19 protein-coding genes and 1 other RNA gene are annotated in these 19,254 nt (G+C 63.6%); 10 read left to right on the top strand and 10 right to left on the bottom strand.

All coding sequences use genetic code 11. The features are described 5' to 3' along the window. Positions 1-201: 201 nt before the first annotated feature. Positions 202-1,449, bottom strand: a complete 1,248-nt coding sequence (locus AC1RB9_RS21585) for an aminotransferase class V-fold PLP-dependent enzyme (RefSeq protein ID WP_003454650.1) — start codon at positions 1,447-1,449, stop codon at positions 202-204. Further along, positions 1,446-1,880, bottom strand: coding sequence for a RidA family protein (locus AC1RB9_RS21580; protein WP_003116494.1), 435 nt, complete (start codon positions 1,878-1,880; stop codon positions 1,446-1,448). The genes AC1RB9_RS21585 and AC1RB9_RS21580 overlap by 4 nt, the downstream gene beginning before the upstream one ends. 220 nt (positions 1,881-2,100) lie before the next feature. Here AC1RB9_RS21580 and AC1RB9_RS21575 point away from each other — a divergent pair, with 220 nt between their 5' ends. Then, positions 2,101-3,054: a LysR family transcriptional regulator gene (locus tag AC1RB9_RS21575; protein WP_003454591.1), complete on the top strand. Its 954-nt coding sequence runs from the start codon at positions 2,101-2,103 to the stop codon at positions 3,052-3,054. On the opposite strand, the gene AC1RB9_RS21570 is transcribed toward AC1RB9_RS21575, so the two are convergent. After that, a complete protein-coding gene (locus AC1RB9_RS21570; protein WP_003454589.1) occupies positions 3,027-3,911 on the bottom strand; it encodes a LysR family transcriptional regulator in 885 nt (294 codons plus the stop codon). The genes AC1RB9_RS21575 and AC1RB9_RS21570 overlap by 28 nt on opposite strands. 100 nt (positions 3,912-4,011) lie before the next feature. Between AC1RB9_RS21570 and AC1RB9_RS21565 the strand changes: the two genes are divergently transcribed. Next, a complete protein-coding gene (locus AC1RB9_RS21565; RefSeq protein ID WP_003114206.1) occupies positions 4,012-4,437 on the top strand; it encodes a VOC family protein in 426 nt (141 codons plus the stop codon). Between the two features lie 18 nt (positions 4,438-4,455). On the opposite strand, the gene AC1RB9_RS21560 is transcribed toward AC1RB9_RS21565, so the two are convergent. After that, positions 4,456-4,728 carry a hypothetical protein gene (locus AC1RB9_RS21560; RefSeq protein WP_003454587.1) on the bottom strand — a complete coding sequence of 91 codons (273 nt, stop codon included), beginning with the start codon at positions 4,726-4,728 and terminating at the stop codon, positions 4,456-4,458. A 206-nt stretch (positions 4,729-4,934) separates the two neighbouring features. Between AC1RB9_RS21560 and AC1RB9_RS21555 the strand changes: the two genes are divergently transcribed. The 3 genes from AC1RB9_RS21555 to AC1RB9_RS21545 all read left to right on the top strand — a co-directional run bounded on the left by AC1RB9_RS21555 (position 4,935) and on the right by AC1RB9_RS21545 (position 7,193). Further along, positions 4,935-5,177, top strand: a complete 243-nt coding sequence (locus tag AC1RB9_RS21555) for a hypothetical protein (protein ID WP_043884955.1) — start codon at positions 4,935-4,937, stop codon at positions 5,175-5,177. A gap of 295 nt (positions 5,178-5,472) precedes the next feature. Next, positions 5,473-6,558 carry a DUF262 domain-containing protein gene (locus AC1RB9_RS21550; protein WP_003454574.1) on the top strand — a complete coding sequence of 362 codons (1,086 nt, stop codon included), beginning with the start codon at positions 5,473-5,475 and terminating at the stop codon, positions 6,556-6,558. Further along, entirely contained in the window at positions 6,558-7,193 is a 636-nt protein-coding gene (locus tag AC1RB9_RS21545; protein WP_023130175.1) for an MAE_28990/MAE_18760 family HEPN-like nuclease, read from the top strand. Before AC1RB9_RS21550 ends, AC1RB9_RS21545 begins: the two co-directional genes overlap by 1 nt. Before the next feature lie 35 nt (positions 7,194-7,228). Here the strand turns inward: AC1RB9_RS21545 and AC1RB9_RS21540 are convergent, their stop codons facing one another. The 3 genes from AC1RB9_RS21540 to AC1RB9_RS21530 form a co-directional block, all read right to left on the bottom strand. Continuing rightward, positions 7,229-9,136 (bottom strand): site-specific integrase, encoded by a 1,908-nt coding sequence (locus tag AC1RB9_RS21540; protein ID WP_023130174.1) that lies wholly within the window; start codon positions 9,134-9,136, stop codon positions 7,229-7,231. 87 nt (positions 9,137-9,223) lie between these two features. Next, positions 9,224-9,576: a transfer-messenger RNA gene (ssrA, locus tag AC1RB9_RS21535) on the bottom strand. Between the two features lie 61 nt (positions 9,577-9,637). Then, entirely contained in the window at positions 9,638-10,516 is an 879-nt protein-coding gene (locus AC1RB9_RS21530) for a hypothetical protein (protein WP_003109435.1), read from the bottom strand. 87 nt (positions 10,517-10,603) lie between these two features. Between AC1RB9_RS21530 and AC1RB9_RS21525 the strand changes: the two genes are divergently transcribed. Both AC1RB9_RS21525 and AC1RB9_RS21520 read left to right on the top strand, forming a co-directional pair. After that, positions 10,604-11,287, top strand: a complete 684-nt coding sequence (locus tag AC1RB9_RS21525) for a TetR/AcrR family transcriptional regulator (RefSeq protein WP_003454564.1) — start codon at positions 10,604-10,606, stop codon at positions 11,285-11,287. 108 nt (positions 11,288-11,395) lie between these two features. Then, a complete protein-coding gene (locus AC1RB9_RS21520; RefSeq protein WP_003085798.1) occupies positions 11,396-12,337 on the top strand; it encodes an alpha/beta fold hydrolase in 942 nt (313 codons plus the stop codon). A 134-nt stretch (positions 12,338-12,471) separates the two neighbouring features. Here AC1RB9_RS21520 and AC1RB9_RS21515 read toward each other — a convergent pair whose 3' ends face one another. Then, positions 12,472-13,305 carry a metal-dependent hydrolase gene (locus tag AC1RB9_RS21515; protein WP_003109433.1) on the bottom strand — a complete coding sequence of 278 codons (834 nt, stop codon included), beginning with the start codon at positions 13,303-13,305 and terminating at the stop codon, positions 12,472-12,474. A 124-nt stretch (positions 13,306-13,429) separates the two neighbouring features. Here AC1RB9_RS21515 and oruR point away from each other — a divergent pair, with 124 nt between their 5' ends. From oruR to AC1RB9_RS21500, 3 genes are all read left to right on the top strand, one after another. After that, complete coding sequence (oruR, locus tag AC1RB9_RS21510) at positions 13,430-14,449, top strand: ornithine utilization transcriptional regulator OruR (RefSeq protein WP_003114220.1); 1,020 nt, start codon at positions 13,430-13,432, stop codon at positions 14,447-14,449. A 101-nt stretch (positions 14,450-14,550) separates the two neighbouring features. Next, complete coding sequence (locus tag AC1RB9_RS21505; RefSeq protein ID WP_003454560.1) at positions 14,551-15,192, top strand: MBL fold metallo-hydrolase; 642 nt, start codon at positions 14,551-14,553, stop codon at positions 15,190-15,192. Between the two features lie 105 nt (positions 15,193-15,297). Then, the gene (locus tag AC1RB9_RS21500) at positions 15,298-16,011 is read left to right on the top strand and encodes a YiaD family glycine zipper/OmpA-like lipoprotein (RefSeq protein WP_003085808.1); all 714 of its coding nucleotides are present in this window, start codon (positions 15,298-15,300) and stop codon (positions 16,009-16,011) included. 69 nt (positions 16,012-16,080) lie between these two features. On the opposite strand, the gene AC1RB9_RS21495 is transcribed toward AC1RB9_RS21500, so the two are convergent. Continuing rightward, positions 16,081-16,995: an acyltransferase gene (locus AC1RB9_RS21495; protein WP_003085811.1), complete on the bottom strand. Its 915-nt coding sequence runs from the start codon at positions 16,993-16,995 to the stop codon at positions 16,081-16,083. A 126-nt stretch (positions 16,996-17,121) separates the two neighbouring features. Beyond that, a complete protein-coding gene (gene pta, locus AC1RB9_RS21490; RefSeq protein ID WP_003114221.1) occupies positions 17,122-19,236 on the bottom strand; it encodes a phosphate acetyltransferase in 2,115 nt (704 codons plus the stop codon). Positions 19,237-19,254 lie beyond the last annotated feature (18 nt).

Raw genomic sequence — 19,254 nt, 5'->3', positions numbered from 1 at the left:
GTGTCTCAGGCAGGTGAAAGATGTCGCTGGCGGGATCGTTATGCGTTGTTCTACGAGAGGGATTTAAACCGCATGGCGGCGGCCGTGCGCGGCGCATTCGGCAACGCTCGTTGCCGCCGGCACAAAGACCTTGCGCAAATCGCCCGGCGTTGCGCCAACCGCCGGCACGGCGGCGCAACGTTGCCATTCGCGCAAGGTCGCTCAACTGGCGGCGCGCTGTCGCAGGCAATCCTCCAGGGCCTCGCCGAGGCGCTCTATCTCGCCGTCGTCGGTCAGGTAGTGCGGAGTCAGGCGCAGTACCCCCGGCAGCGCCTGCTCGCGCAGCGCCCAGCGGGCATACTGCGGGCCGATGTAGGAGGCGTTCACGCCGCGCGCGTGGAGGCGCTTCAGCCATTGCTCGCCGCTCAGTTCGGGGGCTGCGTAGGTCATCAACGCGCTGGCGTGCGGCCCTTGTTCCAGTGGCGTCCAGCCGAGCCGGCGGTAGAGCTGCTGGGCGATGCGTTCGCGCAACTGGCGGTTACGCCGGGCGATGCGCCGGACGTCGGTCTGCAACAGGTAGTCGCAACTGGCCTTGAGCGCCAGGCGCAGCCCCGGGTTGAACTCCGAGCATTCGAAGCGCCGCGCGTCATCCCGTGCCTGCAGGGCGAAGGCGTCGCTCCATTGCGCGCCGCCGACGTCCAGCCCGTCGGGCAGGGCCAGGCGCTCCAGGGCACGTTCGCCGAGATAGAGCACGCCGAGTCCCTTCGGCCCGCGCAGCCACTTGCGCGGCGGGAACACCAGCACGTCGCAGCCGATCGCCTCCACCGCCAGCGGCAACTGGCCGACCGCATGGCTGGCATCGAGGAAGAACAGCCCGTCATGGGCGCGGATGCGCTCGGCCACGCCCTCCAGCGCGGTAGCCGCGCCATGCCCGGTGGGCACCGCGCTGAGCGACAGCAGCGGCGTCTGGCCGGGGGCGAGGTCGTGCAACTGCTCGTCGAGCCGTTGCAACAGCTGTGCGGCGTCGCCGCGTGCGTCGATCAGGCGCAGCTCCAGCCCGCGCTGCTGGCGCGCGGCGAGCAGGCACAGGCTGTTGGAACCGTATTCGTCGAAGCTGCTGATCGCCCGTATCCGTGGATGGGCGGCCAGGGCCGCGGCAAAGGCCACCGACCATGCGCGGCTGGCGCAGTCGAGCAGGGCGATGTGCCGTGGCTGGGTGCCGAGCACTCGCGCGACGCTGTCGCGGACCGCCAGCAAGGGCTCGGCGAAATGCTCGGCGGCGCGCTGCACGCCCCAGCGCCGCTCGGCTTCCAGCCAGCTGTCGAGGGCGTCGTAGAGCACCTGCGGCGGCAGGCTGGCGGAGCCATGGGCGAAGTGCGCGTAGCTGCCCCAGGCCGGGGTCTCGCGGCGCAGGCGCAGCAGTTCGTCGGCACCGAAGGCGTCGGGGGCGGCGGGGAAGAGCGCGCTCATGGCCGCACCGCCGCGATCAGTTCCACCTCCACCGCGGCGCCGCGCGGCAGCTCGGCCACGCCGACGGCGGCGCGGGCGTGGCCGCCGCGCGCGCCGAGCACCTCGTCGAAATATTCGCTGGCGGCATCGATCACCGCCGGCTGCTGGACGAAACCCGCCGCGCTGGCGACGTAGCCGGTCACCTTGAGCAGCCGCTCGACCCGTTGCAGGCCGCCCAGCGCCTCCTCCAGCGCCTGCAGGCAGCGCGCCGCGCAGAGCCGGGCGGCCTGGCGGGCCTGTTCCAGGTCGAGTTCGCTGCCGACCTTGCCGGTCCAGCGCAGCTCGCCGTGCTGGCGCGGCAACTGGCCGCTGACGTAGGCGATGCCGGCGTGGAGCACCACCGGCTGGTAGGCGCCGCCGGCGACGATGGCCGGAGCGGGGGATGTCTGCATGGTCCTGTCCTCGTGGCGGACCCGCCCGGCCACGATGCTCGGGCGGGTCGATGGCTGGAAAAGCGCGACCTCACTACTGTGGGCCGCTTTTCCCGGTCTGTTTTGCGGGAGTCGACGAGCTGCTTGCCAAATCGGCAAAACAAACCGAACTTTAGCCTTGCAACAGGCACCGCCGCGCGAAGTAGACTGAAAACGCCCGACCGTTGAGGAACGCGCAACGATGATCGACCTGGTGATGCTCAAGGACTTCCTCGTCCTCTGTCGGATCAAGAGCTTCAGCCGTGCGGCGCAGGAGTGCCATGTCTCCGTGTCCGGGCTCAGCCGGCGTATCCAGACCCTGGAACACTGGCTCGGCGCGCCGGTCTTCGAGCGCCACAAGCACGCCCTCGAACTGACCGAGGCCGGCCGCCAGTTGCAAGGCGTGGCGCAGGACGCGGTGCGCGCCCTGGACAACCTGCGCCAGTCGATCCGCGAGCGCGACGAAGACGCCCAGCGGCGCATCCGTTTCTGCGCCCCGCACATCCTCTCCTCGGTGTTTTTCCCGCACTGGATTCCGCGTCTGCAGGCGGACTTCCGCAGCGCCAAGTTCAGCGTCGACTGCGATTACCTGCCGCAATGCCTGTCGCGCCTGCGCGACGGCTCGGTAGACTACGTGGTGGCGTTGCTCGACGAAGGCGAGGCGGTGTCGCGCCGCCTGGGCATCGACAGCGAAGCCGAGTTCCAGCGCCTGGAGCTTGGCCACGAACAACTGGTGGCGGTCTGCGCGCCGGACGCCGCCGGCCAGCCGTTGTTCAACCTCGACCGCCTGCAGACCGAAGCGCTATCGTTCCTCGGCTACTCCGAGGAATGCCACCTGGGCTGGGCCCTGGAACCGCTGCTGCGCGACAGCGGCCTGTTCCTCCAGCGCCATCACAGCTCCAGCCAGACCGAGGGGCTGCGCTTCTTCGCCCAGTCGCGCCTGGGCGTCGCCTGGCTGCCGCATACCCTGGTCCGCGAGGACCTCGCCAGCCGTCGCCTGGTGCGCGCCGGCGGCCAGCGCTTCGACGTGCCGTTGCGCTACACCCTGATCCGTCGCCGCCTGCCGCTACCCGGCGAGGCCGAACGCCTGTGGACCTTCCTCGGCGAGCTGGCGCGCCCGGCGCCGCGCTACGCGGTGGTCGGCGCGGCCTCCTGAGCCGCCGTCTCGGCCAGCAGGGCGCGGCGGAATTCACCGACCAGGTCGTCCTGCGCCGAACCGCTGCGGCTGACCATCACCAGCTCGCGCTGGAATTCCAGCGCGCCCAGTTCGATCACCCGTACCCGCGCCGGCTCGCGTAGCCACAGCCCGGCCCGGGGCAGCAGCGCCACGCCGAGACCGTTCTCCACCATCCGCGCGATCGCGTCGATCTCATCCAGCTCCATCACCTGGCGCGGCCTGAGCTGCTGCGCCTCGAGGAAATCGCCCACCAGGCGACCGCCGAAGGACACATGGTCGTAGCGGATGAACGGTTGCGTGCGCAGCAATTCCAGCGCATCCGTCGTGGTGCATTGCGGCGGCGCGATCAGCACGAACGGCTGGCGCTCGACCCGTTGCGCGGAGAGCCCGCGCGGCAGGTTGAACGGCGGGCGGATGAGGATCGCCAGGTCCAGTTCGGCGGCGTCCACCTGGTCCAGCAGGTGCAGCGAGACGCCCGGCACCACCTGCGGCTCGATGTGCGGCGCCTGTTCGGCGAGGCGCTTGAGCACCTCCGGCAGCAGCCCGGTCTGCGCCGTGTTCACCGCACCGATGCGCAGGCGTCCGCGCGGGCTGTCGCCCTGGCCGATGCCGTCGAACAGCGTGAGGATCTGCTCGGCCGTACGCACCGCCTGCCGCCCGACCTCGTTCAGGTGCGCCGCGCGCGGTGTGCGCTTGAACAACTCGACGCCGACGCTGCGTTCCAGCGCGCGGATCTGCGCGCTCACCGCCGACTGCGTCAGCCCCACCTGTTCCCCCGCCGCGGCGAAGGAGCCCCGGCGCGCCACGGCGACCAGGGTGCGGAGTTCGCGGATCATCCAAGCCTCGAAAAAAGTGTTGCTCAGGCGAAATATTATGCGCTTTCCATCGAAATCGGCACGGCAAATAATCCCGGCACACCCACAGAGGAACCGCGCCATGAGCCTGATGCCCTTCCACCTCGCCATCCCTGTCCACGACCTGCCCGCCGCCCGGCGCTTCTACGGCGAGGTCTTCGGCCTGAGCGAAGGCCGCTCCGCCGAGCACTGGGTCGACTTCGACTTCTTCGGCCACCAGTTGGTCATCCACCAGCACCCGCAGACCGACTCCCAGCGCCACGCCGGCAGCAACCCGGTGGACGGCCACGACGTGCCGGTGCCGCACTTCGGCGTGGTCCTCGCCTGGGACGACTGGCACGCCCTGGCCGAACGCCTGCAGCAGCGCGGCACCCGCTTCGTGATCGAGCCCTACATCCGCTTCAAGGGCCAGGTCGGCGAGCAGGCCACGCTGTTTCTCTTCGACCCCTGCGGCAACGCGCTGGAGTTCAAGAGCTTCCGCGACATGGGCCAGTTGTTCGCCAAGTGAGATTGCCGGCGCTCCACCTTACTGTGCGCAGTCCGTGCAGAACTCCAGCGCCGCGCAGCTGGACTGCTCGTCCGGTAGGCTCGATGTCGCGCACTCTTTCTTGCGCACCACGCTACCCAGCGGCGCCAGCTTGAACCGCTCCGGCGACGGGCTGGCCGGCTTTGCGCTTGTCGTCCCGTCGAGGTCGGGCTTGAAGGCGTGTTCAAGGTCGCCCAGGCGTTCGTCCAGGGTGGCGGAGGAGGCGAGGGCGGGCGTCAGGGCCAGGATGAGCAGGAGAACGCGGCAGGGCATAGGGTTTCCGGTGTGGGTGGCGATGCGCTGGAGCCGGGCACGGCATCCCCGCATGACGAGGAATCGAAGCGGCCATTCAAGGCGATTGCGTGTTGGCGATGGGATGCGCTCGCCCTCTGTTTGGCATTTTGTGAAGCGCTTCGCACCTTGCCGGAGCGGCACCTTGTCCGGGCAAAACCGTCACCGCACAGTCCCCTTCCACCTTCATCCCCCTGCGACGCACCTCGCAATGCAACCAGCATCCCGGCTGCGCCACCCTCTACCTGGACTGCAGCGCAGCCAGCGAAGATCTGTTCGACACCGCCCGCACCCGTCTGGAGTCGGCGATCGGAACGCTGAGCGTCCTCGACCTGCTCGACGAAACCGAAGAACCCGGTGAAAGCATCTGCCGCATCACCGGCTCCCTGCTGTCGCTGTTCGAGGCGGAATACGCACGCAGACACCGATAACCGACGGAGGCGGTGCCCCCGGCGAGGCCGGGGGTTGGAGGAGTCTCTAATGTGAGCTGGTATGTCCATTGAGCCGAACTCACACAGGCCTTAACTATGAGCGTCTGTGCCGTACTATCCGCCTTGTCTGGCTAGGCTGTTGTGGTGAATTGGGCATGCCTTATCGCTACACCGATGTGGGTATGCCTTGCAGGGTTTGGCGGATATGATCTGCCTTTAATCACTGGCTGGGCTGGCCGATCGGTTGGGGGGGCTAGTCCGTCGTTAGCCGACAATTAAGCAAAAGGAAGCTTGTATGACTAATTTACTGCTGGAAGAAGAAATCGCCGCAGCAGTTGGCGAGGTTCGGACAGATTCCTTTGATATGACCTTTGGCGAGATTGCTAATTTGCATGTCAATAAAGAGTTGGTAATTCAGCCAGAGTATCAGCGTCTATTCCGTTGGTCGAATCAGCAAAAATCTCATCTGATTGAGTCCATTCTCTTGGAGTTGCCCGTTCCTCAGATTTTTGTCATTGAGAATCCGGATGGTGTTCTAGAGTTGATAGATGGCTTGCAGCGAGTTAGTACAATACTCCAATTCATGGAGCCGCAGAGTATTGAGTTAGAGCCTCTTGTCTTGGATGGCTGTTCGCTCATTCGTGGTCTCAATAATTTGTCCTTTGCTGATTTGCCGCTTTCTCTTCGGTTGCGATTAAAGCGTTCGCCTATCAGGGTTGTTGTTATTAAAAAGCAAAGTAAAGGTTTCTTGCGCTATGAAATGTTCAAGCGCCTGAATACAGGTGGCTCGAATCTTGAGCCGCAAGAAATTCGAAATTGCTCTGCTAGGATGGTAGGTGAGGCAGGTATCAAGTTTTATAACTTCTTGGTGCGCCTGTCTGAGAGTGAGGATTTTGCTGCTTGTGCAGAGTTCCTTGCTCAGCAAGATAAAGATAAAAAAGCAGCAGAGGAGCTTGTTTTGCGTTTCTTTGCCGTGAAGAACTATATTGATGAATTTAAGGGTAGTGTCAGAGACTGGCTTGATAATTATATGGAGGGGATACTGCTAGAGGCGCTTCCATTTGATTATGAGAAGGAGGAAGCAGCTTTTATCCAGACTCTAGCTATCGTTCGGGCAAAATTGGGCGATGCTGCGTTTTTGCGGCATCGAGGCGATGCTCCTGTGGGCTCTCTGCCTCCTGCATACTTTGAGGCAATCGCAATTGCCTTCTACTCTGAGTTTGATCGTGTAAAGGATAAAGCTCCCGAGGTTTTGCGTAGAGCAGTTTCTGAGCTTATTCAGGGGGGCGATTTTAGGGCCGTCACCGGGCCAGGCGCGAACTCTAGAGAAAAAATGAGAGCTCGAATTAATCTGACTGCTCAAGCGATTGTGGCCGCCTAATGAGCTTTGATCAATCAATTGAGGATGATCTCAAGTGGAGGGAGGCCGAATTGGCCTCTCTAAAGCGCTTGGCAATTACTGCGCCAGAAGGGAGTGTATCAAGAAAGAGTATATTGCGGGCAATGTGGGCTATTCTTTATGCACATTATGAAGGTTTCACTAAGTTTTGCTGGGATACAGTTTTTGATCATATTCAGTCGAAGTGTATTCCTAAAGGTAAACTTGCTGAGAACTTTTCTTTGATTGCAATGGAGAAAGATTTCAAAGAGCTGAGGGGCAGGATGGATAGCGCCTCGTTGCTGCGCTTCTTTAATGATGAACTTGCTGCGTTGCTGACTGATAAAGCAGAATTTCCAGAGGATTTTCGACTTAAAACTGAAAGCAATCTGTGGCCAAATATTTTTGAGCGTGAGTCTTCCAAGATTGGCTTGGTTTGTGGTGAATTGGATAATCATCGCGTCAGGATAAAGACTTTGGTTGGGCGTAGAAATGAAATTGCGCATGGTAATGGGGTCTTTATAAATACTCTGAATGAGTATAGTGAGTATGAGGAAGCTACTATTTGTTTAATGCATGATCTCGCTCTGAGGGTTATAGAGCTTTTAGATGGAGAGCATTATTTGTTGAAGGCGTGATTTCTATGAAGCCCACACTTAGGTGGGCTTCATTTTTATATTGTTCTTGGTCGTCTGTCTCGATGGCTTTTGATGCTCTTGGTGAGCTTTTCTCCAAAGCGCTCAACAAAGTCTACTTGGTAGCTGGTTAGCCGCTGAATTGCTTCTGGTATTGGGAGTAATTTCAGTGCTTCCAGCTTATGCCTGATTGCAGCGCCCTCATCATAATGTAATTCGCCCATGTCCCTGGCGGCTCTCCCGGATATTGCATCTGTTACGGTTTTGTCTATAAAGGTGTTTTGCTGTTCTTCTGTGGCATGGCCTGTAATTGAATCAATTATGTGCTGTTCTGCATTCGGTTTTCCATCGCGTCGAGCATGCCGCAAGTTGGTCTCAAGTGTGTGCCGAAATGAATACAGGCTTTTGCCATCATGCGCTTTATGTACGCCTATCTCGACGAGATAACCTTTAGGGGCTTCGTTGAAAAATTTACTGGCGCTCTTGGCCCACCCTTCTTTGTTGTGGTCGAGATCTTCATTTCGAGGAGGCAGGTAAGCAAGGCCGTCCCCAAAGAGCTTTTTCTGTTTGGCTTTTCGCTGGCTCTCGACGTAGTCAAGGAACCCTAATTCAATAAGTTGTGGATGAATGGGAACCTGCCGCGCTTCCTCTGTTTTAACTCGCTTCGCTTCAAAGGCCCCTGGAGCATCGGGACAAAAGTCGAAGCAAGGGTAGCCGTCAATCTCTCGAATATCTGCAGTATCCAGTTGTGCTATTTCATTAGTGCGGGCGCCGGTGAAATAGCCTACAAGTGGAAGCCAGAACCAGAAAGGATATGCTTTGGTTCTGTTAGCTGGTAGTGCTCCGCGATAGATATAACCAGAAAATATCGCTTCAACATCTGTCTTCGAGAAGGCCTTACCGCCTCGCGTACGAACTGTTTTCCTTTCCTGAATAGGTTTAATGACTAAGTCATCTGGAGTGATAGTCGTTAGATCGAGGATGCTAGCGGCGTGTTTTTGAATGTCTTTCATAGCGCCGATTAGGGCTCTTGTCGCCTCGTGCCCAAGCATCTGCTCTGGCGTGTCAGTTGTCAGGTCATCTACAGGGGTTGGGGGATTAAGGGATGCAATAGCGTGGACTTTAACCTTGCGCGCAGCGTCGTAAGCAGCCTGCCAGTCTCGTTTAGTCAGCTGGGATACGGCCTTGTGCTGCGTAAGTACGGTCATCACGCGAGCCCGGCGCTCGCTCTCTTCATAGGTGCCTCCGTGGTTTGCTTGCCCGCCTTTCTCTGAGGTATCGGCTTTGTCCCGTTCAAGCTGGTGTTTCCATACGTCGTAGAGAGTCCATTCTGCTATTGCAGGATCAAAGTCAGGCCTCTGTGTAGTCAAGGTTGGAGCTGCGGAGGCAAAACCGCTCAGCGCCAGCTGATCTCGGAGCTTTGGCAGGATGGCTCGTAGCTCTGTCGATTGGTAGGTGCGGGAAAGCTCTAGCAGTCGTTGCGCCATCTGCTCTAATTCGGCTGGTATTGGGCGGCCATAGGCTCCAGTCAGCAGGCGCTCTACTTCCCTGCGTCGTTGGCGGGCTTCGATTTCTTGATTGGAAAGTATGGGCTCCGCTAATCGGCTCTCGTCCTGCGGACTGGAGAAATCCGGTGCAGGCTTGGTATCCGATACAAGCCCCATTAGCTCTTTGTAGTCGGCCTCGGTTAGGCCGAGTTCATCACGCTCAACCATGTTCACTACCTTGTCAAAGACGGCTTCGTAGCGTGCGACGTATTGCCGGGCACGCTTACGCGCCAGCCTTTCGCTGTCTGTTTTCAGGGTACGTCTGACTTCTCGCTGGCCATGGAGCAAGGCTCGCAATGGTCGTGGAATCACGATGCGGAAGTAGAAGGTTCCGTGTCGGTTGCGTGTGAGGTAGGAGGGGGAGGGTTTCATGCTGGGCACCGAAGCGATGCCCCACATGAGTGTCACACCTCAGTGTCACACCGGCCTGGAACGGCCGGTAGACTGAGCACAAAAGCCTATGAAATCAAGCTCTTGTGTGGTTGATGGTGGAGCCGGGGGGATTTGAACCCCCGTCCGCCAGCTCTCCGCTATCGGTTCTACATGCTTAGCCAGCTCTACTGAGTTAACTCCGCGCCGCCCGAGTGGCAGGGTGCTTGGAGCGAGCTGTATGAGTTTTAGCCGTTACGTCTACAGCGAACTTGGCGGCGATCCTGTTCTATCTGACAGTCGTTTCGGGTTTACAGGCATCCCCTAGCGACTGCTAGCCGCATTAAGCAGCTAGAGCGTAGTTGTCGTCGTTGGCAACTATAAGTTTGCAGCAGCGAATTTACGAGTTCTGCTACCAGCTCGGCATGCCCCTCAAGTTTTGTTACCGGCGTCGAATCCTAATCGGCCCCAAAACCTTGACAGGTCGACGACCAGTCTACGGCAAAGGGCTGCGAGAGTCCAATCCGCCGCTCATAAACCTTTGACGCCGCTGGGTTTCCCCTCCGGAGGCGGGCTCAGGTCCAGGGGTTTGTCCGGTGCCTTGGCGTTCCGCCCGGGCGCCAGTTGTTTTTCCACGTCGGCCTGGATCGCCTGCAACACCGGTTGCAGGTCGCGCATGTTGTCGCGGACCTCGGGGTAAGGGTGGTCCTTGGCGAAAGCGGCGATGCGTTCCAGCAACTGGGCGCGCACCGGGGAGGGCAGGTGGATGAACAGCTCGGGCATTTCCTTGGCCAGTTCGGCGGAGTAGAGCACCAGGTCCTGGCGCTCGAACTGGGCGGTGAGGCCGAGGTAGTCGAGGGCGCTGCCGGTGAGCATCGCCGCGGCCGCCTTGGTTTCCTGCATGCCCTGCAGGCGCGCGGGGTTGCGCTGCTCGGCCTGGGACAGGGTCATCCAGAATTCGACGGTGAGGGTGAACAGGATCGACTGCTCGCGCAGCGAGTAGCTCATCAGGCCCAGCGCCTCGGCGCCGTAGGGCTGTTTGGCGGCGCGGAAATCGAAGTACAGGCGCATCAGCTCCTTGAGCTTGAACAGTACTTCGCGGGCCTCGTTCTGGCGGATCTCCAGGGGGCTGTAGATGTTCAGCTGCGGGCGGAAGTTTTCCTCGCTGACCATGCGCAGGTAGAGCGGCCCGGTGAATTCGCCGCTGCGTCGCGGCAGGGCGTTCTTCTGGGTTTCCTCGATCTTCTTCAGGGCGTCGATCAGCACCTGGTAGTCGTGGCTGTCCCAGGGCTTCTGGATGTCCGGGATGCGCTGGCCGAGGTAGTAGAGGTCGGCGGCCGCGAGCGGGCGGCCGAGAACCAGTAAAAGGATGGCCAGCGGCCAGAGCAGGCGGCGTGATAGGGTCGGCACGGACTTTCCTTGCGGGGCGCGTGGATCGGCCTAGGTTAGCGATGGCCGGGGCCGCCGTCACCCCGCGCTTCGATTGGGGCGGACGGGATGGCAACGGCGCAGTGGGACGGCTTGCAGGCGGTATTCGAGGATCTCGGCGGCTACGGCGCGCTGGCGCGCCAGGCGGCGCAGGGCGAGGGGCCGCTGGTGGGGCATCTGCAACGAACCAACATCCAGCTCGCGGCGATCCCGGTGTTCACCCGCAAGGGGATCGCCGAGACCACGGTCAACGACTTGCTGGAGGCGGCGCGGGTCTCGCGGCGGACTTTCTACAAGTATTTCGCCGGCAAGCTGGAGGTGCTGGAAAGCATCTACCACAGCGCCGTGCAATTGCTGCTGGCGCGCTTCGGCGGGCTGCGCAGCGAGGCCGGCAGCGACGAGGACTGGTTGCGGGCGATGGTCTCGCTGTTCTTCGACTACCACCTGGCGGTCGGTCCGATCATTCGCATGATGCAGGAGGAGGCCCTGCATGCCGGCTCGCCGCTGGCGGCGCACCGGCAGCGCGCGCACCTGAAGATTATCGAGCTGTGGGCCGAGCGCCTGGGCGCCCAGGGCGCGGCCCACGATGCGCTGACCTACCGGGTGCTGATCTGGGCGATGGAGGCGGCTTCGCTGGAGCTGCTCAATGCCAGCGACCCGCTGGAGCTGCCGCGGGTCAAGCGGGTGCTCGGTGACCTGCTGGTGGGTACGCTCTGTCCCAGCACCCAGGCTCCGACGAGACTGCAAGGGTAACAGCCGGGCAGTCGCCGCTCGCGCCTACAGAACCTAGGTTGGGCTCGCAGCCCGCCGTGGCCATGCTCTGATGCCCTGTCATAACAACAAGACGGGAGACGTGCGTCCATGTCCGCGACACCCTATCTGCTGCAACCGCCGCTGGCGGTCGGATTCGCCCGCCTGGGCTTCGGCTCTCTCTCGCTGGAGTCGTTGCGCGAACGCTACGCCGCACCGTCCAGCGGCTCGCGCTTCATCGAGCTGGACGGTTTCCCGCTGCACTACCGCGACGAAGGCAGCCGCGACAAGCCGGTACTGGTGATGATCCACGGCGTAGTGGCCTCGCTGCACACCTGGGACGACTGGGTGAAGGCGATGTCGCCGTACTTCCGCATCGTGCGCTTCGACGTACCGGGCTTCGGCCTGACCGGGCCGGGGCGTGACAGCCGTTACTCTGGCGAGCGCATGGTGGCGATCCTCGGCCAGTTGCTCGATTTCCTCAAGATCGACAAGGCCTCGATCGCCGGCAACTCCCTGGGCGGCTATATCGCCTGGAACTTCGCCCTGGCGCAGCCGCAGCGGGTGGAGCGGCTGGTGCTGATCGACCCGGCCGGTTACCAGATGCGCAAGGTGCCGTGGATGATCGCCTCGGCGGCGCTGCCCGGCTCGACCCTGGCGATGCCGCTGTGGATGCCGCGAGCGCTGATCGCCCAGGGCATCAAGGAAGTCTATGGCGAGCCGGGGCGGATCAAGCCGGGGGTGGTCGACCGCTACTACGATCTGAGCCGCCGCCCGGGCAACCGCAAGGGCATGATGGAGATCTTCCGCGTGTTGCTGAAGGTCAACCGCGAGGAGCTCGGCACCTCCGGCGAACGCATCGCCCGGATCGTCGCGCCGACCCTGCTGATGTGGGGCGAACGCGACCGCTGGATCTCGCCGAAGCATGTACCGCTGTGGCAACGCGACCTGCCGGGGATCCAGGTGAAGACCTATCCGGGCGTCGGGCATATCCCCATGGAGGAGATTCCCGAGCAGACCGCGGCGGATGCACTGCGCTTCCTGATGGCCTGATCCCAGGCCTTCATGAAGAAGCCCGCGCTGGTCAGTCGCGGGCTTTTTAATGCGTGGACGAAAGGCCGAAATACCAGGCAGGGCAGGGAAGCGATGCATGCCCCTCTCGCGGCGCGGAGGGGCGGCGAGGAGGGTCAGGCGGCCTTCGGTTCCGGTTCGAATTGGTCGCGGTACTGCTCGATGAGGTGCAGGTTATTGTGCTGCCAGGGGTGGAAGTCCTTCTTGTAGAAGTCCAGGTACACGCCCACCAGCGAGCGGAACACGCCGTCCTTGCCCCACAGCCACTTGATGCCGTCGCGCCAGACCTTGAAGTTCCACAGCAGGCCGTCGCGCTTGAGCATGTGGACCAGGCCCTTGGTGGTGTCGAGGGCGAAGAAGAAGGTGCCCTGGACCATCGCCCGGCGGCGCAGCCTGGCCTTGCCGTTGACCAGCATGAACACGTCGTAGGCCACCGCCTTGTGCTCGGTTTCCTCCAGTGCGTGCCAGCGCCACAGGCGGGCCATGGTCGGGTCGGCGCCTTCCAGCCACCTGGGGTTGCTCAGCAGGCCGTCGGCCATGATCGCGGTGAGGTGCTCCAGGGCCGCGGTGGCCGCCAGTTGCCGCGACGGGTGCAGTTTCTGCTGGGCGAAGCGGATGCGCCGTTTGGCGCCGCCTTCCAGGCGGTCGATGTCGTAGCCGAGGGCGCGCAGGCGGTCGCTGTAGACCAGGTGCTCGCGGCTGTGGTGGCCTTCCTGGCCGATGAAGCCACGGATCTGTTGCTTCAGCGCCGGGTCCTCGACCCGTTCGCGGTAGTGGCGCACGGAGTCGATGAAGAAGCGCTCGCCATCGGGGAACAGCACCGACATGGCGTTGAACATGTGGGTCTTGAAAGCGTCGCCGCTGTGCCAATGGCGCGGCATCGGATCGGGCAGGTCGAAGTCCAGATGACGCGGGCGGATCTCCAGACCTTCGGGGGTGGTGCTGGCCATAGCGGCTCCCTGTGATGGTGAAGGACCATGGGATCGACTATCGCTTGCGGGGGATAGCCTCACAAGGTTATCTTCTGCCAACTTTCCGGTCATATCCGGCCAGCGGTCAGAACAATAAACAGCCATGAAACAACCGCTCAATTTCACCGCCGAACTGGTGCCGGTGGCCTATGCCGAGGCACTCCTCGATCTTGTCGCGGAGTACGGCGTATCCCGCCAGGCGCTGTTCGACGCTGCGCGGGTGCGTCCCGAGGTGCTGGACAGCCCGAACGGCCGCCTGTCCTTCCTCGACTTCAACCAGCTCACCTACAGCGCCCAGGCCCTGTGCGGCGAGCCGGCGCTGGGGCTGGTGCTCGGCCAGCGCCTGAACGTCTCCGCCCACGGCATCCTCGGCTACGCGGTGCTGTCCAGCGCCAACCTGGGCAAGGCCATCCAGTTCGCCCTCAAGTACTACCGGGTGCTCGGCCTGGCCTACGAACTGGAACTGGTGCTCGATGACGGCCGCGCCGAGTTGCGCGCGGTGGAGTCGATGCCGCTGGGCGCCGCCTCGGTGTTCGCCGCCGAGGGCCTGATGGCGACGCTGTATTCCATCGCCTGCTTCCTGGTCGGCGAGCCGTTGCAGGACGTGCGGGTCGGCTTCGCCTATCCGCCGCCGGCCCATGCCCGGCGCTACGCCGAGGTGTTCGGGGTGGCCGCGGAGTTCGAGCAGCCCTGGCACTGGCTGAGCATGCCCAGCGAGTACCTGGAACGACCGATGGCGCTGGCCAACCCGGCCACGGTGCAGATGTGCGAGCAGCAGTGCGAGGCGCTGCTGGCCACCCTGGACGTCCAGGAAGGCCTGCTGACCCGTGTGCGCCGCCTGCTGCTGGCGCGTCCCGGCGACTTCCCCGATCTCGAACAGGCCGCCCGCGAACTGCACACCAGCGGGCGCAGCCTGCGCCGGCACCTGTCGTCGTTGGGCACCACCTACCAGCAGGTCCTCGACGATGTGCGCAAGCGCCTGGCCCTGCAATACCTGACCACCACCCAGCTACCGCTGTACGAGATCGCCCTGCTGCTCGGCTTCAACGATTCGTCGAACTTCCGCCGGGCGTTTCGCAAGTGGACCGGCAAGCTGCCCAGCGACTACCGCGAAGCGCCCTGAGCCGACGCCGGCGATCCTCGGCAGCGGATGGATGTGCCATGCTTGGCGTTTCATAGAAATCCATGGCGCGCTTGCCGCGCCGACCGTGATCGGAGTCTTGCATGTCGACATCCCCCGCGCTGATCCGCGAAACCTTTCCCGTCGGGCCTTTGCAGTGCAACTGCACCATCATTGGCGATCCGCTGACCAGGAAGGCCATCGTCGTCGATCCGGGCGGCGACCACGAAATGATCCTGCAGCGCCTCGACCGCCTCGGCCTGCAGGTGGTCAGCATCATCCATACCCACGCGCACCTGGATCACTTCCTAGCCTCCGGCGAGATGAAGAAGCGCACCGGCGCCAGCCTGCACCTGCACAAGGACGACCAGTTCCTCTGGGACAACCTGGAGATGCAGTGCCAACTGTTCGGCGTGCCCTACACGCCGGTGCCGGCCCCGGACCGCTGGCTGGCCGACGACGAGGAACTGGCCTGCGGTTGCGGAGTGGCACTGCACACGCCGGGGCATACGCCGGGCTCGATGAGTTTCTGGTTCCCCCGGGCGAAGCTGCTGATCGCCGGCGACACCCTGTTCCGCCGTGGCATCGGCCGCACCGACCTGTGGGGCGGCGACTCGGCGGCGATCCAGCGTTCGATCCGGCAGCGCCTGTACAGCCTCGACGAGGACGCCACGGTGGTCGCCGGCCATGGCCCGGACACCACGCTGGGCGAAGAGATGCGCGAGAACCCCTTCGTCAGGGGCTGAAAAGGATTTTTCCGAGCATCGGGAATTTTGCCACTTGGCTATGCTCTAAGATATCGGCCGCCCCTCACGCAGGGGCGTTTCAGTACCTCGAGGAGTAGTTTTCCCATGTTCACCTCCCGTTGCCTGCCTCTGGCCGCAGCCGTCACCGCACTGGCGCTGCTCGCCGGTTGTGCCAACAACAACCCCTACGACACGCAAAGCCAAAGCCAGGGTGGCATGAGCAAGACGGCCAAGTACGGCGGACTGGGTGCGCTGGCCGGCGCCGTCGCCGGCGCTGCGATCGACCACAACAACCGTGGCAAGGGCGCGCTGATCGGCGCTGCCGTTGCCGGCGCGGCCGCCGCGGGTTATGGCTACTACGCCGACAAGCAGGAAGCCGAGCTGCGTCGGCAGATGGAAGGCACCGGCGTGGAAGTGCAGCGCCAAGGTGACGACATCAAGCTGATCATGCCGGGCAACATCACCTTCGCCACCGATTCGGCGAACATCGCCCCGAGCTTCTACGCGCCGCTGAACAACCTGGCGAACTCGTTCAAGCAGTACAACCAGAACACCATCGAGATCGTCGGCTACACCGACAGCACCGGCAGCCGCCAGCACAACATGGACCTGTCCCAGCGTCGTGCGCAGAGCGTGGCCGGCTACCTGACCGCCCAGGGCGTCGACGGCACCCGCCTGAGCACCCGCGGCATGGGCCCGGACCAGCCGATCGCGAGCAACTCCACTGCCGACGGTCGCGCGCAGAACCGGCGCGTCGAGGTCAACCTGCGACCGGTTCCGGGCGCCCAGGGCCCGGCGCAGACCCAGCCGCAGTACTGATCGCGGCCTGGACGAAAAAGCCCGCCATTCGGCGGGCTTTTTCATGGGCGCTGGTCGGCGCTCTTCGTCCTAAGCCTTGGCGTTACCGGGAAACTCGCGGTGCAGGCTGTCGAGCAACTGGTCCTTGCGCTCCCACAGCTGGTTGACCCATTGCTGGAATTCCGCGCGGTAGCCGGCGTCCTGGTCGTAGCTCTTGCCGACGAACTGGCGCGGAATCTCCAGTTCCTCGAAGCGCACCACGACGTCCTTCAGGCGTCCGGAAAGCAGGCACCAGAAGGTCGGGCTGCCGTCCGGGTAGTGGATGGTCACGTTGACCAGGGTCTTCAATTGCTCGCCCATGGCGTCGAGGACGAAGGCGATACCGCCGGCCTTGGGCTTGAGCAGGTGGCGGAACGGCGACTGCTGCTCGTCGTGCTTGGCGCGGGTGAAACGGGTGCCTTCGAGGAAGTTGAACACCGCTACCGGGATGCGGCTGAACTTGGCGCAGGCCTTGCGCGTGGTCGCCAGGTCCTGGCCTTTCTTCTCCGGGTGCCTGGCCAGGTAGGCCTTGCTGTAGCGCTTCATGAAGGGGAAATCGAGGGCCCACCAGCACAGGCCGATGATCGGGACCCAGATCAGTTCCTGCTTGAGGAAGAAGCGCAGCAGCGGGATGCGTCGGTTCAACTGGTATTGCAGGACGAGGATGTCGACCCAGCTCTGGTGGTTGCTGGTGACCAGGTAGGAGTGTTGGTACTCCAGGCCCTCCAGGCCCTGGACGTTCCAGCGGGTGCGCTGGACCAGGTTCATCCAGCCCTTGTTGCAGGCGATCCAGCCTTCGGCGATCAGGCTCATGATCTTGCTGCACAGGCGCTGGGCGGCGGCGAACGGCAGGAGCAGCTTGACCAGGGTCATGCCGAACAGCAGGCAGGCCCAGCACAGGGTGCTGGACACCAGCAGCAGGCCGGCCAGGGAGCCGCGCAGGAAATGGGGGAGAAACGACAGCATCAAGGAGTCCTTGTACGTAGGCGCCCGGCCAGGGCCGGGCGCGTGGAGCGGGGCGTGGTCCCGCCGTTCACATGGCACATCCTCGTGCCTGGCCGAAGCCAGTGCCGCCCACTGGGCGGCGTTCCTTCAGGCCGGGGCCTGGGCGTCCGCCTGGATGGCGGTGAGGGCGATGGTGTAGACGATGTCTTCCACCAGCGCGCCGCGCGACAGGTCGTTCACCGGTTTGCGCAGGCCTTGCAGCATCGGCCCGACGCTGACGCAATCGGCGCTGCGCTGCACCGCCTTGTAGGTGGTGTTGCCGGTGTTCAGGTCGGGGAAGATGAACACCGTGGCCTGCCCGGCCACCGGGCTGTTCGGCGCCTTCTGGCGGCCGACGCTGGCGATGGCGGCGGCATCATACTGCAAGGGTCCGTCGATCAACAGGTCGGGGCGCTGCTCGCGCGCCAGGCGGGTGGCCTCGCGAACCTTGTCGACATCCACCCCGGAACCGGAGTCGCCGGTGGAGTAGCTGATCATCGCGACCCGTGCCGGGATGCCGAAAGCCTGCGCCGACGCGGCACTCTGCACGGCGATCTCGGCCAGGTCACTGGCCGAAGGATCGGGATTCACCGCGCAATCGCCGTAGACCAGCACCTGGTCCGGTAACAACATGAAAAACACTGACGACACCAGGTTGTAGCCGGGCGCGGTCTTGATCAGTTGCAGCGCCGGGCGGATGGTGCTGGCGGTGGTGTGGATGGCGCCGGAGACCAGGCCGTCGACCTCGTCCAGGGCAAGCATCATGGTCGCCAGGACCACGCTGTCCTCCAGTTGCTGCTCCGCCATCGGCGCGTTCAGCCCCTTGCCCTTGCGCAGCTCGACCATCGGTTCGACGTAGCGCTGCCGCACCAGGTCAGGGTCGATGATCTCCAGGCCTTCCGGTAGCACGATGCCCTGGGCCTGGGCCACCGCCTGGACCTCTTCCGGCTTGGCCAGCAGCACGCAGCGGGCGATGCCGCGCGCCTGGCAGATCGCCGCCGCCTGTACGGTGCGCGGCTCGCTGCCCTCGGGCAGGACGATGCGCTTGCCGGCCTTCTGCGCGCGTTGCACCACCTGGTAGCGGAACGCCGGCGGCGACAGGCGCAGCTCGCGCGGCGTGCCGCAGCGCTGCTTGAGCCATTCGAAATCGATGTGCCCGGCGACGAACTCGGTGACCCGCTCGGCGCGCTCGCGGTCGTCCACCGGGATTTCCTTGTTCATCCGGTTCAGGTTGGTCGCGGTGTCGTAGGAGCCGGTGGCCACCGACAGAACCGGCAGGCCGCCCTGCAGGGCGCCGCGGCAGAGTTCCATGATCCGCGGGTCGGGCGGGAAGTCGCTGCACAGCAGCAGGCCGGCCAAGGGTACGCCGTTCATCGCGGCCAGGCTGGCGGCGAGGATGATGTCGTCGCGGTCGCCGGGGGTCACCACCAGCACGCCGGGCTTGAGCAGTTGCACGGTGTTGGGCACGGCGCGGGCGCATAGCACGATCTTCTGCACCCGGCGCTGCTCGTAGTCGCCGGCGTTGATCACCCGTGCGCTGAGCAGGTCGGCGATGTCGCGGGTGCGCGCGGCGTTGAGTTCGTCCTGCCAGGGAATGCAGCCGATCAGGCGGAAGTCGTCGCGCAGCAGCGGCGAGTGTTCGGTGAGGCGCCGGGCGAAGTCCGCCACGCCGTCCTCGGCGTTGGCCGCGTCGGCCTCGCCGCGGACCTTGTTGAGGATCACCCCGAGTACCTTCGGGTCGCGCGGGCCGCCGAACAGCTGGGCCTGGATCTCGATACGGTCGGTCAGTTCGGTGAGCGTCTCGTTTTCCGGCGCGGAGACCAGGATCACCTCGGCGTCGAGACTCTTCGCCAGGTGGAAGTTGACCCGCGCGGCGTAGCTGGCGTGACGGGTCGGTACCATGCCTTCGACGATCACCACGTCCTTGTCGGCGGCGGCGCGCTGGTAGAGGCTGATGATCTCTTCGAGCAGTTCGTCCAGTTGGCCGTCGCCGAGCATGCGCTCGACCTGGGCCAGCGGCAGCGGCTTCGGCGTATCCAGGCCGTGGGTGCGCGCCACCAGTTCGCTGGAGCGCTCCGGGCCGAGGTCGCCGGGATGCAGTTGGGCGATGGGTTTGAAGAAGCCAACCTTCAGCCCGGCGCGTTCCAGGGCGCGAAGCAGGCCGAGGCTGATCGAGGTGAGGCCGACGCCGAAACCGGTCGGGGCGATGAAGAAGGTATGCATCTGGGCTCCTTAAGCCGT

The organism is Pseudomonas sp. 20-5, assembly GCF_056782835.1.
This window is presented reverse-complemented; position numbering and strand designations above follow the sequence as displayed.

Coding starts and splice junctions, on each gene's coding strand:
- pta (WP_003114221.1), bottom strand. CDS start 19,236: ATGCATACCTTCTTCATCGCCCCGACCGGTTTCGGCGTCGGCCTCACC.
- oruR (WP_003114220.1), top strand. CDS start 13,430: ATGAAACAACCGCTCAATTTCACCGCCGAACTGGTGCCGGTGGCCTAT.
- AC1RB9_RS21560 (WP_003454587.1), bottom strand. CDS start 4,728: ATGCCCTGCCGCGTTCTCCTGCTCATCCTGGCCCTGACGCCCGCCCTC.
- AC1RB9_RS21585 (WP_003454650.1), bottom strand. CDS start 1,449: ATGAGCGCGCTCTTCCCCGCCGCCCCCGACGCCTTCGGTGCCGACGAA.
- AC1RB9_RS21565 (WP_003114206.1), top strand. CDS start 4,012: ATGAGCCTGATGCCCTTCCACCTCGCCATCCCTGTCCACGACCTGCCC.
- AC1RB9_RS21525 (WP_003454564.1), top strand. CDS start 10,604: ATGGCAACGGCGCAGTGGGACGGCTTGCAGGCGGTATTCGAGGATCTC.
- AC1RB9_RS21545 (WP_023130175.1), top strand. CDS start 6,558: ATGAGCTTTGATCAATCAATTGAGGATGATCTCAAGTGGAGGGAGGCC.
- AC1RB9_RS21575 (WP_003454591.1), top strand. CDS start 2,101: ATGATCGACCTGGTGATGCTCAAGGACTTCCTCGTCCTCTGTCGGATC.
- AC1RB9_RS21500 (WP_003085808.1), top strand. CDS start 15,298: ATGTTCACCTCCCGTTGCCTGCCTCTGGCCGCAGCCGTCACCGCACTG.
- AC1RB9_RS21580 (WP_003116494.1), bottom strand. CDS start 1,880: ATGCAGACATCCCCCGCTCCGGCCATCGTCGCCGGCGGCGCCTACCAG.
- AC1RB9_RS21520 (WP_003085798.1), top strand. CDS start 11,396: ATGTCCGCGACACCCTATCTGCTGCAACCGCCGCTGGCGGTCGGATTC.
- AC1RB9_RS21495 (WP_003085811.1), bottom strand. CDS start 16,995: ATGCTGTCGTTTCTCCCCCATTTCCTGCGCGGCTCCCTGGCCGGCCTG.
- AC1RB9_RS21505 (WP_003454560.1), top strand. CDS start 14,551: ATGTCGACATCCCCCGCGCTGATCCGCGAAACCTTTCCCGTCGGGCCT.
- AC1RB9_RS21515 (WP_003109433.1), bottom strand. CDS start 13,305: ATGGCCAGCACCACCCCCGAAGGTCTGGAGATCCGCCCGCGTCATCTG.
- AC1RB9_RS21540 (WP_023130174.1), bottom strand. CDS start 9,136: ATGTGGGGCATCGCTTCGGTGCCCAGCATGAAACCCTCCCCCTCCTAC.
- AC1RB9_RS21550 (WP_003454574.1), top strand. CDS start 5,473: ATGACTAATTTACTGCTGGAAGAAGAAATCGCCGCAGCAGTTGGCGAG.
- AC1RB9_RS21570 (WP_003454589.1), bottom strand. CDS start 3,911: ATGATCCGCGAACTCCGCACCCTGGTCGCCGTGGCGCGCCGGGGCTCC.